Origin of the sequence: Lysobacter niastensis (assembly GCF_031457115.1) — a bacterium.
In the GTDB taxonomy this organism is placed as follows: Bacteria; Pseudomonadota; Gammaproteobacteria; order Xanthomonadales; family Xanthomonadaceae; genus Lysobacter_J; species Lysobacter_J niastensis_A.
Genome location: NZ_JAVDVY010000004.1, coordinates 110,588 through 124,140, shown reverse-complemented (window position 1 = coordinate 124,140; position 13,553 = coordinate 110,588). Strand labels below are relative to the sequence as shown.

11 protein-coding genes and 3 tRNA genes are annotated in these 13,553 nt (G+C 65.8%); 11 read left to right on the top strand and 3 right to left on the bottom strand.

Going from position 1 to position 13,553, the window contains the following annotated elements; all coding sequences use genetic code 11:
- Positions 1-61 precede the first annotated feature (61 nt).
- The 9 genes from tig to J2X06_RS17520 all read left to right on the top strand — a co-directional run bounded on the left by tig (position 62) and on the right by J2X06_RS17520 (position 9,314).
- Positions 62-1,363 carry a trigger factor gene (tig, locus tag J2X06_RS17560; protein ID WP_310064674.1) on the top strand — a complete coding sequence of 434 codons (1,302 nt, stop codon included), beginning with the start codon at positions 62-64 and terminating at the stop codon, positions 1,361-1,363.
- Positions 1,364-1,513: 150 nt separating this feature from the next.
- Positions 1,514-2,140: an ATP-dependent Clp endopeptidase proteolytic subunit ClpP gene (gene clpP, locus J2X06_RS17555; RefSeq protein ID WP_310064673.1), complete on the top strand. Its 627-nt coding sequence runs from the start codon at positions 1,514-1,516 to the stop codon at positions 2,138-2,140.
- Positions 2,141-2,289: 149 nt separating this feature from the next.
- Positions 2,290-3,579 carry an ATP-dependent Clp protease ATP-binding subunit ClpX gene (clpX, locus tag J2X06_RS17550; RefSeq protein ID WP_310064672.1) on the top strand — a complete coding sequence of 430 codons (1,290 nt, stop codon included), beginning with the start codon at positions 2,290-2,292 and terminating at the stop codon, positions 3,577-3,579.
- A 219-nt stretch (positions 3,580-3,798) separates the two neighbouring features.
- The gene (lon, locus tag J2X06_RS17545; RefSeq protein ID WP_310064671.1) at positions 3,799-6,225 is read left to right on the top strand and encodes an endopeptidase La; all 2,427 of its coding nucleotides are present in this window, start codon (positions 3,799-3,801) and stop codon (positions 6,223-6,225) included.
- 231 nt (positions 6,226-6,456) lie between these two features.
- Positions 6,457-6,729: an HU family DNA-binding protein gene (locus J2X06_RS17540; protein ID WP_310064670.1), complete on the top strand. Its 273-nt coding sequence runs from the start codon at positions 6,457-6,459 to the stop codon at positions 6,727-6,729.
- Between the two features lie 65 nt (positions 6,730-6,794).
- A tRNA-Val gene (locus J2X06_RS17535) sits at positions 6,795-6,869 on the top strand.
- Positions 6,870-6,908: 39 nt separating this feature from the next.
- Positions 6,909-6,985 (top strand) — tRNA-Asp (locus J2X06_RS17530).
- 99 nt (positions 6,986-7,084) lie between these two features.
- A tRNA-Asp gene (locus tag J2X06_RS17525) sits at positions 7,085-7,161 on the top strand.
- Between the two features lie 173 nt (positions 7,162-7,334).
- On the top strand, positions 7,335-9,314 hold the full coding sequence (locus J2X06_RS17520; protein ID WP_310064669.1) for a peptidylprolyl isomerase: 1,980 nt from the start codon (positions 7,335-7,337) through the stop codon (positions 9,312-9,314).
- Positions 9,315-9,448: 134 nt separating this feature from the next.
- Here J2X06_RS17520 and J2X06_RS17515 read toward each other — a convergent pair whose 3' ends face one another.
- The 3 genes from J2X06_RS17515 to gloB form a co-directional block, all read right to left on the bottom strand.
- Positions 9,449-10,243 (bottom strand): enoyl-ACP reductase FabI, encoded by a 795-nt coding sequence (locus J2X06_RS17515; protein ID WP_310064668.1) that lies wholly within the window; start codon positions 10,241-10,243, stop codon positions 9,449-9,451.
- A 100-nt stretch (positions 10,244-10,343) separates the two neighbouring features.
- The gene (locus tag J2X06_RS17510; protein ID WP_430539622.1) at positions 10,344-11,525 is read right to left on the bottom strand and encodes a transglycosylase SLT domain-containing protein; all 1,182 of its coding nucleotides are present in this window, start codon (positions 11,523-11,525) and stop codon (positions 10,344-10,346) included.
- The gene (gloB, locus tag J2X06_RS17505) at positions 11,522-12,298 is read right to left on the bottom strand and encodes a hydroxyacylglutathione hydrolase (protein WP_310064666.1); all 777 of its coding nucleotides are present in this window, start codon (positions 12,296-12,298) and stop codon (positions 11,522-11,524) included. Before gloB ends, J2X06_RS17510 begins: the two co-directional genes overlap by 4 nt.
- Positions 12,299-12,373: 75 nt before the next feature.
- Here gloB and J2X06_RS17500 point away from each other — a divergent pair, with 75 nt between their 5' ends.
- Positions 12,374-13,084, top strand: coding sequence for a methyltransferase domain-containing protein (locus J2X06_RS17500; RefSeq protein WP_310064665.1), 711 nt, complete (start codon positions 12,374-12,376; stop codon positions 13,082-13,084).
- Between the two features lie 11 nt (positions 13,085-13,095).
- Entirely contained in the window at positions 13,096-13,551 is a 456-nt protein-coding gene (gene rnhA, locus J2X06_RS17495) for a ribonuclease HI (protein WP_310064664.1), read from the top strand.
- The last annotated feature ends 2 nt before the right edge of the window (positions 13,552-13,553 follow it).

Genomic DNA, 13,553 nt, shown 5'->3' with positions numbered 1-13,553 from the left:
CGGTCTGACAGGTCAATCAAACATCGTGCCGCGGCCGAATGCCGTGGTGGCAGGAGTGGATATGCAAGTTTCGGTCGAATCGCTCGGTAACCTCGAACGCCGTATGACCTTCAGCCTCCCGGCGGATCGCCTGGAAGCCGTCGTCGGCGGCCGCCTGCGCGAGATCGCGCGCGGCGCCAAGATCAAGGGCTTCCGTCCTGGCAAGGTGCCGGCCAAGGTCATCGAGCAGCGCTTCGGCCCGCAGGTCCGCGCCGAAGTGCTGGACGGCCTGCTGCGCGAAGGCTTCACCAATGCCGTGCGCCAGGAATCGCTGCACATTGCCGGCAGCCCGCAGATCGAGCCGGTGTCGGCATCGGAAGGCGAGCTGGCGTACGTGGCCACCTTCGAGGTGGTACCGGACTTCGGCGACATCGACGTCGCCAAGCTCAACGTGATCCGTAACACCGCCGAGGTCGGCGATGCCGACATCGACGCGATGATCGACAACCTGCGCCTGCAGCGCCGCACCTGGAACCCGGTGGAGCGTGAGGCGGCCACGGGCGATGCGGTCGAGATCGAGACCTGGTCGCAGGTCGGTGAAGAGCGCCTGCCGGCGGAAGGTGTCGAGCGCGGTGCCACCGCGATCGGTTCCGGCGCGATGTTCCCGGCGATCGAGTCGGCGCTGGTCGGCATGAAGTCCGGCGACGATAAGCAGGTCGAGATCGAATTCCCGGCCGATTGGCGCGTGCCGCAGTTCGCCGGCCGCAAGGTGCAGGTGCACCTGAAGGCCAACAAGGTGTCCGAGCCGGTCCTGCCGGAGGTCGACGCCGCCTTCATCAAGAGCTTCGGCGTGCGCAGCGGCGATGCCGAGCAGTTCCGCGCAGACATCCGCAGCAACCTCGAGCGCGAGCTGAAGGGTGCGCTGATGACGCGTCTGCGTCGCGAGGTCGGCGAGCAACTGATCGCCTCTTACTCGAACGTGGAAATGCCGCCCCGGCTGGTCGAGAACGAGGCCCGCGACATGGCCCGCCAGACCATCGAGCAGGCCCGTCGCCAGGGTCGCGCGATCGGCGAGATCCCGGCCGACGCACACCAGGGCTTCATGGACCCGGCCCGCAAGCGCGTGTTGGTCGGCCTGCTGGTTGGCGAGATCGCGCGTCGCAACCAGCTGACGCTGGACCCGCGCCGCGTCACCGAGACCCTCAACCTGATCGCTTCGACCTACGAAGAGCCGCAGCAGGTAATCGAGCTGTATCGCAACGACCAGCAGCTGATGTCCGGCCTGCAGGCCCGGGTGATGGAAGAGCAGGTGATCGACTGGATCGCCGAGCGCGCCCAGCACACCGAGCAGCCGCTGTCGTTCAACGAGGCGATTCGCCAGTAAGCGTCGCCAGCAGAGGCCTCGCCAGATGCACCGCCGGCAACCGGCGGTGCATGACTAGCCGTCCGCCCCTTGCGCTCCGGCGCGGATGGCCCCAATTTGAGCGGACCGCGCTGCCAGCCAGCGCCCAGATAGTTTCCCAGGTGCCGCCCGATGGATAACCGAACCCAAGCCCTGAATCTCGTGCCGATGGTGGTCGAACAGACCAGCCGTGGCGAGCGCGCCTATGACATCTATTCGCGCCTGTTGAAGGAGCGGGTGATCTTCCTGGTGGGGCCGATCGACGACCACGTCGCCAACGTGATCGTGGCGCAGATGCTGTTCCTGGAGGCCGAGAACCCCGAGAAGGACATCAGCCTGTACATCAACTCGCCGGGTGGCATCGTCACCGCCGGCATGGCGATCTACGACACCATGCAGTACATCAAGCCGGATGTGAGCACGATCTGCGTCGGCCAGGCCGCCTCGATGGGCGCCCTGCTGCTGGCCGCCGGCGCCAAGGGCAAGCGCTACGCGCTGCCGAACTCGCGCGTGATGATCCACCAGCCGCTGGGCGGCTTCCAGGGCCAGGCCACGGACATCGACATCCATGCCCGCGAGATCCTGACCCTGCGCCAGCGCCTCAACGAAGTGCTGTCCAAGCACACCGGCCAGGCGCTGGAGACGATCGCCCGCGACACCGAGCGCGACAACTTCAAGAGCGCCGAGGCGGCACGCGAATACGGCCTGGTTGACCAGGTCTTGGAACGCCGCCCGGAAGATTCCATCCAGTCGGTCTGAACTGATCTGACTAACTCATTGAAAATAAATAAAGTATTGCTCAGCATCCGGTCTGCAGGACAGGCCGGATCGCTGTGTTATTCTCGGGCCGTAGCACCTGAACGCGATTTTTCACGCGTTCGCGACACCAGCACCATTTGGGCACAAGCATGAGCGACGACCGACAGGGCCGCAGTACCGGCGACAGCAACAAGATTCTCTACTGCTCGTTCTGCGGGAAGAGCCAGCACGAGGTCCGCAAGCTGATCGCGGGCCCCAGCGTCTTCATCTGCGACGAGTGCGTCGAGCTGTGCAACGACATCATCCGCGAGGAGCTCGAGGAGAAGGCGCAGTCGGCCCGTAGCCACCTGCCCAAGCCGCGCGAGATCCTCGAGGTGCTGGATCAGTACGTGATCGGCCAGCAGCGCGCCAAGCGCACGCTTGCGGTCGCCGTGTACAACCATTACAAGCGCATCGAGAGCCGGCAGAAGAACGACGACGTCGAACTGGCGAAGTCGAACATCCTGCTGGTCGGCCCGACCGGTTCGGGCAAGACGCTGCTGGCCGAGACGCTGGCGCGCCTGCTCAACGTGCCCTTCACGATGGCCGATGCCACCACGCTGACCGAAGCCGGCTATGTCGGCGAGGACGTGGAAAACATCATCCAGAAGCTGCTGCAGAAGTGCGACTACGACGTCGAGAAGGCGCAGCAAGGCATCGTCTACATCGACGAGATCGACAAGATCTCGCGCAAGAGCGACAACCCGTCGATCACCCGCGACGTATCCGGCGAAGGCGTGCAGCAGGCGCTGCTGAAGCTGATCGAAGGCACCGTCGCCAGCGTGCCGCCGCAGGGCGGTCGCAAGCACCCGCAGCAGGAGTTCCTGCAGGTCGATACCCGCAACATCCTGTTCATCGTCGGCGGCGCGTTCGCAGGCCTGGAGAAGATCATCCAGCAGCGCAGCACCGAGGCCGGCGGGATTGGTTTTGGCGCCAAGGTCAAGAGCAGCGAGCGCAAGAGCGACGTGGGCAAGGTGCTGGCGGAAGTCGAGCCGGAGGACCTGATCAAGTTCGGCCTGATCCCCGAGTTCGTCGGTCGCCTGCCGGTGGTCGCCACGCTCGAGGAACTCGACGAGCCCGCCCTGATCAGGATCCTCACCGAGCCGAAGAACGCCATCACCAAGCAGTTCAAGAAGCTGTTCGAGATGGAGGGTGTCGAGCTGGAGTTCCGCCAGGACGCGCTGGCCGCCATCGCCCGCAAGGCGCTCAAGCGCAAGACCGGCGCGCGCGGCCTGCGCACGATCGTCGAGGCCGTGCTGCTGGACACGATGTACGAGCTGCCCTCGCTGGAGAACGTCAGCAAGGTGGTCGTCGATGAGTCGGTGATCGACCACAAGACCGAGCCTTACCTGATCTATCAGACGCCCCCGGCGACGCCGAAGGTCGCTTCCGCGGAGTGATCCGCGCGCAACCTGAACAGCCCCTCACGGGCCACCTGCGAAGGTGGCCCGTTTTTGTTTCAAGTGGCTGATTTCGTTGGTCGGAAAGGGCTGCGCCGCGCACTTTGCGTGACTGTCGCTTGCATCCTTTCGCGCCGGACCCCATAACCGACGCCATGGGTCCAGCGCCCACGCCTTCCGGGCCTCGGGGCCCGACCACCGTTTTCCGGAGCATCCCCCATGACCGATCCCACCGAAACGCTCGACCTGCCGGTGCTGCCGCTGCGTGACGTCGTCGTATTCCCGCACATGGTCATCCCGCTGTTCGTCGGCCGCGACAAGTCGATCCGCGCCCTGGACCTGGCCATGGAATCCGACAAGCGCATCCTGCTGGTCGCCCAGCGTTCGGCCGAGACCGACGATCCGGGCGCCGACGACCTGTATGACGTCGGCACGCTGGCGCAGGTGCTGCAGCTGCTCAAGCTCCCCGACGGAACCATCAAGGTCCTGGTGGAGGGCGTGGCGCGCGTGCAGGTCGATAAGGTGACCGAACGCGACGGCGTGCTGGCAGGGCAGGCCAACGTGGTCGAGCCGGTGGTCGACCGCGAGCAGCGCGAGATCGAGGCGATCATGCGCTCGCTGATGAGCCTGTTCGAGCAGTACGTCAAGACCAACCGCAAGCTGCCGCCCGAGCTGATGCAGACTTTGTCCGGCATCGACGAGCCGGGGCGCCTGGCCGACACCATCGCCGCGCACCTGGGCGTGCGCATCGGCGACAAGCAGAAGCTGCTGGAGACGCACGCCATCGGTGCGCGCCTGGAGCAGTTGGTCGGTCTGGTCGATGGCGAGATCGACGTGCAGCAGTTGGAGAAGCGCATCCGCGGCCGAGTGAAGTCGCAGATGGAGAAGAGCCAGCGCGAGTACTACCTCAACGAACAGATGAAGGCGATCCAGAAGGAGCTGGGCGAGATCGACGATGCGCCGAACGACATCGACGAGCTGGCCCGCAAGATCGCCGAGGCCGGCATGCCCAAGCCGGTGGAGACCAAGGCCCGCTCCGAGCTCAACAAGCTCAAGCAGATGTCGCCGATGTCGGCCGAAGCTGCGGTCGTGCGCAATTACCTCGACTGGCTGCTGGGCGTGCCGTGGAAGAAGCGCACGAAGGTGCGCAAGGACCTCAAGGCCGCGCAGGACGTGCTCGATGCCGACCATTTCGGCCTGGAGAAGGTCAAGGAACGCATCCTTGAATACCTCGCCGTGCAATCGCGCGTGAAGCAGATGAAGGGCCCGATCCTGTGCCTGGTCGGACCGCCGGGCGTGGGCAAGACCTCGCTGGGCCAGTCGATCGCAAAGGCGACCAACCGCAAGTTCGTGCGCATGTCGCTGGGCGGCGTGCGCGACGAGGCCGAGATCCGTGGGCATCGTCGCACCTATGTCGGTTCGATGCCGGGCCGCATCGTGCAGAACCTCAACAAGGTCGGCAGCAAGAACGCGTTGTTCATGCTCGACGAGATCGACAAGATGTCGATGGACTTCCGCGGCGACCCGTCATCGGCGCTGCTGGAAGTGCTGGATCCCGAGCAGAACAACTCCTTCAACGACCATTATCTCGAAGTCGATCTCGACTTGAGCGAAGTGATGTTCGTGGCGACCTCAAATTCGCTGAACATTCCGGGTCCGCTGCTGGATCGAATGGAAGTCATCCGCCTCCCGGGATACACCGAGGAGGAGAAGCTCAACATCGCCATGCGTTATCTGCTGCCCAAGCAGATCAAGGCCAACGGCCTGAAGCCGGAAGAGCTGAAGGTGGCCGAGGGCGCGGTGCGCGACATCGTGCGCTACTACACCCGCGAGTCGGGCGTGCGCAGCCTGGAGCGCGAGATCTCCAAGATCTGCCGCAAGGTCGTCAAGGAACTCGCACTGGCCGGCCCGAAGAAGAAGGGCAAGGAAGGCATGGTCAACGTCACGTCGAAGAATCTCGACAAGTACCTGGGCGTGCGTCGTTTTGATTTCGGTCGCGCCGAGGAGCAGAGCGAGATCGGCCTGGTCACGGGCCTTGCGTGGACCGAGGTAGGCGGCGATCTGTTGCAGATCGAATCGACGCTGGTGCCGGGCAAGGGACAATTGCTGCTGACCGGTCAGCTCGGCGACGTGATGAAGGAGTCCGCTTCGGCGGCGTTGTCGGTAGTGCGTGCGCGTACCGAATCGTTGGGCATCGATCTGGACTTCCTGACCAAGCACGACGTGCATGTGCACGTGCCCGAAGGCGCGACGCCCAAGGACGGTCCCAGCGCCGGCATCGCGATGGCCACTGCACTGGTTTCGATGCTGACGAAGAATCCGGTCAAAGCCGATGTGGCCATGACCGGTGAAATCACGCTGCGCGGCCGCGTACTGCCTATCGGCGGTTTGAAGGAGAAACTGCTGGCGGCGCTGCGTGGCGGCATCCGCACGGTCATCATTCCCGAGGAAAACCGCAAGGACCTGACCGATCTTCCCAAGAGCGTGACGCAGGGATTGAAGATCGTGCCGGCCAAGTGGATCGACGAAGTGCTTGATATCGCGCTGGAACGCCCGCTCACGCCGTTGCCGTCACCAGCACAGGGTGGGGATCGTCCGGTGCGGGAAGACGGCCAGACAGCCACTGAGGCCGGCTTCAAGCACTGACCACAACCACGTCTGAAGTTGACTCGCAAAGTCACGCAAGCGGCTGAAAGGCCCGTCATTACTAGCTTTCCGGCTTGCGCCTAAAAAATGCGACTGGTATAACGACCGCGACCGCGCTGCCGAATCATGATTCGTGCCAGCGCGGCAAGGTCGATCGGAACGCCATGCGAACGCGCAGGTGCGTCCGATTCTCAGAACCGCGGTAACCATCCGCACATGGAGTCAATACGAATGAATAAGGCCGATTTTGTTGCTGCCGTCGCCGAAGCCGCAGAGCTGTCGAAGACCGACGCTGCCAATGCGGTGGATGCCGTGATCAGCACGATCACCAAGGCGCTGAAGAAGGGCGACACCGTCACGCTGGTGGGCTTCGGTACGTTCCAGGTCCGCAAGCGCGCCGCGCGCCAGGGTCGCAACCCGAAGACCGGCGACACCATCAAGATCAAGGCCTCGAAGAATCCGGCGTTCAAGGCTGGCAAGGCGCTGAAGGATGCCGTAAACTAAGCGACTCGCCGCCGAGGCCTTGGGGTTCAGACCTTCGGGGAATCGGCAGAGGCACCGCAACAAACGGGTGCTTAGCTCAGCGGTAGAGCGTCTCCTTTACACGGAGAGGGTCGGGGGTTCGAAACCCTCAGCACCCACCATCAGGCACCCAGTGGGTTGTTTGAAAAGTTTCAAAGCGCGGAGTGGTAGTTCAGTCGGTTAGAATGCTGGCCTGTCACGCCGGAGGTCGCGGGTTCGAGTCCCGTCCACTCCGCCAGTTTCGCCAAAGGCGCCGGAAACGGCGCCTTTGTTTTACAATAGATGAGGGTGCCGAATTGGCCACAAGGCCGGGTTCGATGCCAACAGTTGAAAGCGCGGAGTGGTAGTTCAGTCGGTTAGAATGCTGGCCTGTCACGCCGGAGGTCGCGGGTTCGAGTCCCGTCCACTCCGCCACTTTTTTCGAAGGCGCCGGCAACGGCGCCTTTCTTTTTGCCGGCTCCCCCACGGCTCTCTTTTCAGGGTGGCCAAGCCAGTTCACTGGCCCTGTTTTCCGCCACCCTCCCGGCGACAACGGTCCCGCGGAAGCGCGTACACTGTCCGGCTTCAAATCGACGCGTCTTTCGGACATGCTGCAGAAACTTCGCGACAAGACCTCGGGCTGGATCGCCACGGTGATCCTGGGCCTGCTGATCGTTCCCTTTGCCTTTGTCGGCATCGAGCAGTATCTCGGTCAGCGAACCGACACCTCGGTGGCGAGCATCACGGCGCCCCCGTCGTGGTGGTCGTCGGCACCCGCCTGGTGGCCGGTGTCGGTGTTCTGGTCGCACGACAAGATCGAGACCGACGAATTCCGCGCCCGCTTCGAACAGGAGCGCCAGCGCGCCCGCGCGCAGCAGGGTGAGGCGTTCGACGCCCGCGCGTTCGAAAACGTGGAGAACAAGCGCGCGATCCTGGATCTCCTGATCGACCAGCGCATCCAGCAGATGGCGGCCCGGAGCGGTGGTCTGCGTGTCAGCGATGCGATGGTGATCCGGACCATCCAGGACATTCCCGCATTCCAGGTGGATGGCAAGTTCGATCCCCAGCGCTACCAGTTGGCCCTGGCCTCGCAGGTGCCGGCGCAGTCGCCACGGAACTTCGAAAGGCTGGTGCGTGAAGGCTTGCAGCAGGCGCTGGTGCCCACCGGTATCGCATCGAGCAACTTCGTCACGGCCGGCGAGATGGACCGCCTCATCAGGCTGATGGGCGAGCAGCGCGACGTCACCATGCTGACCCTGCCTGCGACCGCAGTCGACACCGCGCCGGTCAGCGACGCACAGATCAAGCAGTGGTACGACAGCCATGTGGCGGACTATCGCGCACCCGAGACGGTGTCGATCGAGTACGTCGAGCTCAACAGCGCCGCCATGCCGCCTCCTCCGCCCGCCGACGAGGCGACGCTGCGCCAGCGCTACGAGAAGGAACAGGCCCGCTTCATCGCACAGGAAGAGCGGCTGGCGTCGCACATCCTCGTGCGTGTCGAGGAAGGCGCCGACGCCGCCGCACAGAAGGCCGCCGAGCAGAAAGCCGCGCAGCTGGCCGCGCAGGCCAAGGCGCCGGGCGCCGATTTTGCGGCGCTTGCCAAGACCAACAGCGACGACACCGGCTCCAAGGCCGCCGGTGGCGACCTGGGCTGGGTCAGCAAGGGCATGATGGTCGGACCGTTCGAGACCGCCCTGTTCGCAATGAAGGCGGGCGAGATCAGTGCGCCGGTCAAGTCCGATTTCGGCTGGCACGTCATCCAGTTGCGCGAGGTGAAGAGCGGCAGCCAGCAGACTTTCGAGCAGGCCCGCGAAGCGCTGGCCCGCGAGCAGGCCGAGGCCGATCGCGAGCGCGCCTTCAATGACCTGTCGAGCCGTCTGGTCGATCTGGTCTACAAGAACCCGTCGTCGCTGGTTCCGGCCGCGCGCGAAGTGAACCTTCCCGTGCAGAAGCTGGGACCGTTCGCCCGCGCCGGCGCGTCCGGCATCGCCGCCACTCCGGCGGTGTTGCGCGCGGCATTCTCCGACTCGCTGATCCAGGACGGCACCGTCAGCGATCCCATCGAGATCGCGCCTGGCCACAGCGTCATGATCCGCGTCGTCGCGCATGCTGCCGAACGCGCATTGCCGCTGGCCCAGGTGCGCGAGAAGGTGACGGCTGCGATCCATGCCGACCGCACCCGCAAGGCCGCGACCAAGGAAGCCGAAACGCTGCTGGCCCGTCTGCGCAGCGGCGAGACGCTGGAAGTCCTGGCGGCTTCGAAGCAGTTGCCGCCGCCGCAGGCGTTGGGCAACGTGCCGCGTGGCGCCCCGGTGCCGGAACCCTCGCAGCCGGATGCGTTCTTCTCCGTGCCCGCGCCGGCCGCAGGCAAGGCGTCGCCGGGCATGGCCGTGCTCAGCCGCGGCGATATCGTGCTGTTCACGGTGAACAAGGTCACTCCGGGCGACGTCAACACGATGCCGCCGGGCCAACGTCAGATGCTGATGCAGCAGGTCGCGCAGATCGGTGGCTCGGACGACGCGGACGCCTTCGTCAAGGCCATGCGCAAGCGCGTCAGGATCAACGTGGTCGAGCGCAACCTCTGACCATCGCGCGGCAGCGCAACGAAAAAGGCCCGGCGGATGCCGGGCCTTTTTTTTGTTTCAGTGATCGAATCCGGATCGACCGGATGCGTTCGGCAACGTTTGCGCTGCGCGCAGCGATTCCGGACGCGCCGGAATCACTCCACGTCGATGCCGGTCATGCCAAGGATGTTGTAGCCGGAGTCGACATAGGTGATCTCACCCGTCACGCCCGCTGCCAGATCCGAGCACAGGAACGCAGCGACATTGCCGACTTGTTCGATGCTGACGGTGCGGCGCAGCGGCGCGTTCTCCTCGACATGGCCGAGGATCTTGCGGAAGCCGGCGATGCCCGCAGCCGCCAGGGTCTTGATCGGGCCGGCGGAAACCGCGTTGACGCGGGTGCCTTCCGGTCCGAGGTTGTAGGCCAGGTAACGCACGGTCGCTTCCAGGCTGGCTTTGGCCACGCCCATGACGTTGTAGCCGGCCAGCGCGCGTTCGGCGCCCAGGTAGCTGAGCGTCAGGATCGAGCCGTTGCGGCCCTTCATCTGCGGACGGGCGGCCTTGGCCATCGCGGCGAGCGAATAGGCGGAGATGTCGTGGGCGACGCCGAAATTCTCGCGGGTCAAGCCATCGAGGAACTGACCGGCGATCGCTTCGCGCGGAGCGTAGGCAATGGCATGGACGAGGATGTCGAAGCCGTCGGTCCAGTGCTTGCCCAGTTCGTCGAAGCAAGCGGCAATCTGATCGTCGCTGGTGACATCCAGCGGGATCACGATGTTGCTGCCGTACTCGGCGGCTGCCTTCTCAACGCGCGACTTGAGCTTCTCGTTCTGGTAGGTGAACGCCAGTTGCGCGCCCTCGCGGTGCATGGCCTCGGCGATGCCGCTGGCGATCGAACGCTCGCTGGCGATACCGGTGATCAGTGCACGCTTGCCTTGCAGAAAACCCATGAGCTCTTCCTCTGATGATGTCGTGACCGCGGCGCGGTCGAGCAAAGGATCTAGTTTAGCCGCCGACAGCGGCTGGATGCTGCGATGCGGCAGCGTAGGGTCAGGGCGTTCCGGTCTTGCCGGGAACGCTGTCGGCCAGGATGTCGAGCGGATCGATCAGCAGGGCCTGGCCAGGACGCAGCACGCTTCCGGCGCGCAGGCCGTTGCGCTGAAGCAATTCGTTGACGCGCAGGCCATAGCGCTGGGCGATGGTCGATGCGGTATCGCCCTGGACCACCGTATGACGTCGTCGCGAGCCGGGTACCTCCACCACCGTACCGGCTGCGGCCGAATCGGTCGCCGTTGCCGTATCGGCCGATCCCATCGCGTCCGCGCGCACCGCCAGCAGCCGCGGCGGCTGGCTGCCGGCCCTGCGGATCCGGCCATCGACGAACACGGGATTGAAGCGCTGAAGCTGTGCCGCGTCCTGGCCGGTGCGACTGGCCCACTCGCCGATGCTGTCGATGCCGACCGGGACGGGCAGGGCCTCCAGGCGTGGCACCGGTCGATCAAGCGCCTGCAGCCATTCTTCCTTGTCGTCCGCCTGCTCCAGCAGGCACGACAAGGCATGCAGCTTGCGTACGTAGGCGTGGGTGATGTCGGACAAGCCGGTCAGCTGCTCGGGCCTGGCCGAGCGGGCGACCTGGCCGTTGCGTTTGAGCGCGCCGAGCACGCGATACTCGCCCGCGTTGTACGCCATCACCGCCAGCCGCCAGTCGCCGGCGAACATGCCGTGCAGGGTCTTGAGGTAACGCACCGCTGCCCGGGTCGAATCGATCGGCGAAAGCCGGCCGTCGTATCCGTTGCGGATCGGTACGTCGTGGTTGCGCGCGGTGATCGCGATCAGCTGCCAAAGTCCGGCGGTGCCGTCAGGGCTGCGCGCACCGGGGCGGTAGCCGCTCTCGATGAACGGAATCAGCGCGTACTCGCTGGGCAGGTGGGATTCGCGCACGGCGGCGACGACATAGCCGAACAGAGGCAGCAGGTCGTCGTCCTCGGAGGCCAGGCGCTTGGGCGCGGTGGAGAAGTGCTGCCGCCAGCGTGGGCTGCTCGCGCCGGGCTCGCACTCCGGATTGGCGAGGCCCTTGCGAAACTCCTCGTAGATCTCGCGGCCGTTGCGGGTCGGCGAGGGGGGCGCGGGCGACTCAGGTTCGACGGAGGCAGCAGGTTCTGCGGCCATGCAGGTCGCGGCCAAGGCCAGCCACAGCCCGGTTACGGCTAAACAGCGCCACCGGCCGGTCATGCGACAAACCCGTCTTTCCAGCGCCGCAGTTCGGCGAAGGCTTCAACGCGGTCTGCCGGCGCGCGCCCGAGGCGTTCGCGGAGCGTGCGCAATACCCCGGAGGCTTCGGTTCGCAGGAACGGATTGGCTGCCTTCTCTTCGCCGAGCGTGGTCGGAAGCGTTGGACGTCCATCGCCTCGAAGCGCCCGCGCCTGTTCGGCCCGTCGCTGCAGTGCCGGATTGTCCGGTTCGACAACCTTGGCGAAGGTCGCGTTGGCCACGGTGTACTCGTGTCCGCAGCACAGCCGGGTGTCGTCGGGCAGGGCCGCCAGCCGCGTCAGGGAGTCCAGCATCTGCTCCGGGCTGCCCTCGAACAGCCGCCCACAGCCCAGGCTGAACAGCGTGTCGCCGCTGAACAGGATCCGGTCGTGCCCGTCGTCCAGCGTATAGGCGATGTGGCTGAGCGTATGGCCGGGGACTTCCATGACGTCGAATCCGTGACCGGCTATTTCGACGTGCTCGCCCTCGCCGACCCGCTGAGTGGCGGTGGTGATGCGATCGTCGTAAGGGGCCACCACCGGCAGGTCCGGCCAGCGTTCGCGCAGCGCGGTGACGCCACCGACGTGATCATGGTGATGATGGGTCAGCAGGATGGCGCCGAGCTCCAGGCCTTCGCCTGCCGCCGCCAGCACCGGTCCGGCCTCGCCGGGATCGACGATGATCGCGCGGCCGCCGTCGGCGACGAGCGCCCAGATGTAGTTGTCGCTGAAGGCGGGAAGGGCCAGTAACGACATCGCGTGACCCTCCTGGGGCTTTCCCTCAGAATCGGGGGGCCCGGGCGACCCGGGCTTTCAGGAAACGCCGCGACGATGCCCGCCTTTGCCCACGGCCGTCAACCCGCCCCCGCCCTGACCTGGTTCGGCAGCGAGGCCGGGCAGGGCGTGCTTGCGGTCGAGGTCGCCGCCATGGCCCGGGTGATCGAGACGGGCCCGCCGCTGCCCTGGGCGTGGTTCGGGTTGCCGGCGGCGGCGCCGCCGGAGCCCGGTCGTCGTGGGCTGTTGTTGCGGCGCCAGGGCACTTCGTTCGAGGGCACGCTGCGCTGCCAGTTGCCACTGCCGCTGGCCAGCGAGTCACTGGGAGCGGTGCTGCTGCAGCACGTACTCGACGACGGCATCCAGGCCCAGCCCCTGCTCGACGAGTGCGAACGCGTTCTGGCTCCGGGCGGGCTGCTTTGGCTGGCCGCGCTGAACCCCTGGAGTCCCTACCGCGCGCGCTGGGCGCGTTCGGGATTGCGCGCGCATGATCCGGGGCGGTGGCAGGCCGCACTGCGCACCGCGGGCTTCGCCAGCGAAGCGGTCAGCCTGCAGTGGCTGGGGCCGCATTGGCGAGTCGCGCACGGCGAGGCCGGGGTCGGCGCGGCGGACCGGCTGCGGGCGGGCGTGGCCCTGGCGGTGTGCAAGCGTGTGCGCTCGCTGATCCCGCCGACGCCCCTGAAACAACTGCGCTGGCAGGCCGGTCGCGTCCCGCTGGCGACGTCGTCCGAACAGATGCGACGTCCTGCCGCCATAATGCGCGAATGACGAAATCCGAAATGAAAGCCGTCGACATCCACACCGACGGCGCCTGCCTGGGCAATCCCGGCCCCGGCGGCTGGGCGGCACTGCTGCGTTACAAGGGGCGCGAACGCGAACTCTCCGGCGGCGAGCCCGACACGACCAACAATCGCATGGAGCTGATGGGCGCGATCATGGCCCTGGAGACGCTCAGCGAGCCGTGCGTGATCGTCTTGCATACCGACTCTCAATACGTCCGCCAGGGGATCACCGAGTGGATCGGCAACTGGGTGCGGCGCGGCTGGAAGACGGCAGGCGGGGACCCGGTCAAGAACCGCGATCTGTGGGAACGGCTGCATGCCGCCTCCCAGCGTCACCGCATCGACTGGAAGTGGGTGAAGGGACATTCCGGCGACCCCGACAACGAGCGCGTCGACGTGCTCGCGCGCATCCAGGCCCAGCGCCTGCGTGATACCGCCACCGTTGCCCGCTGATA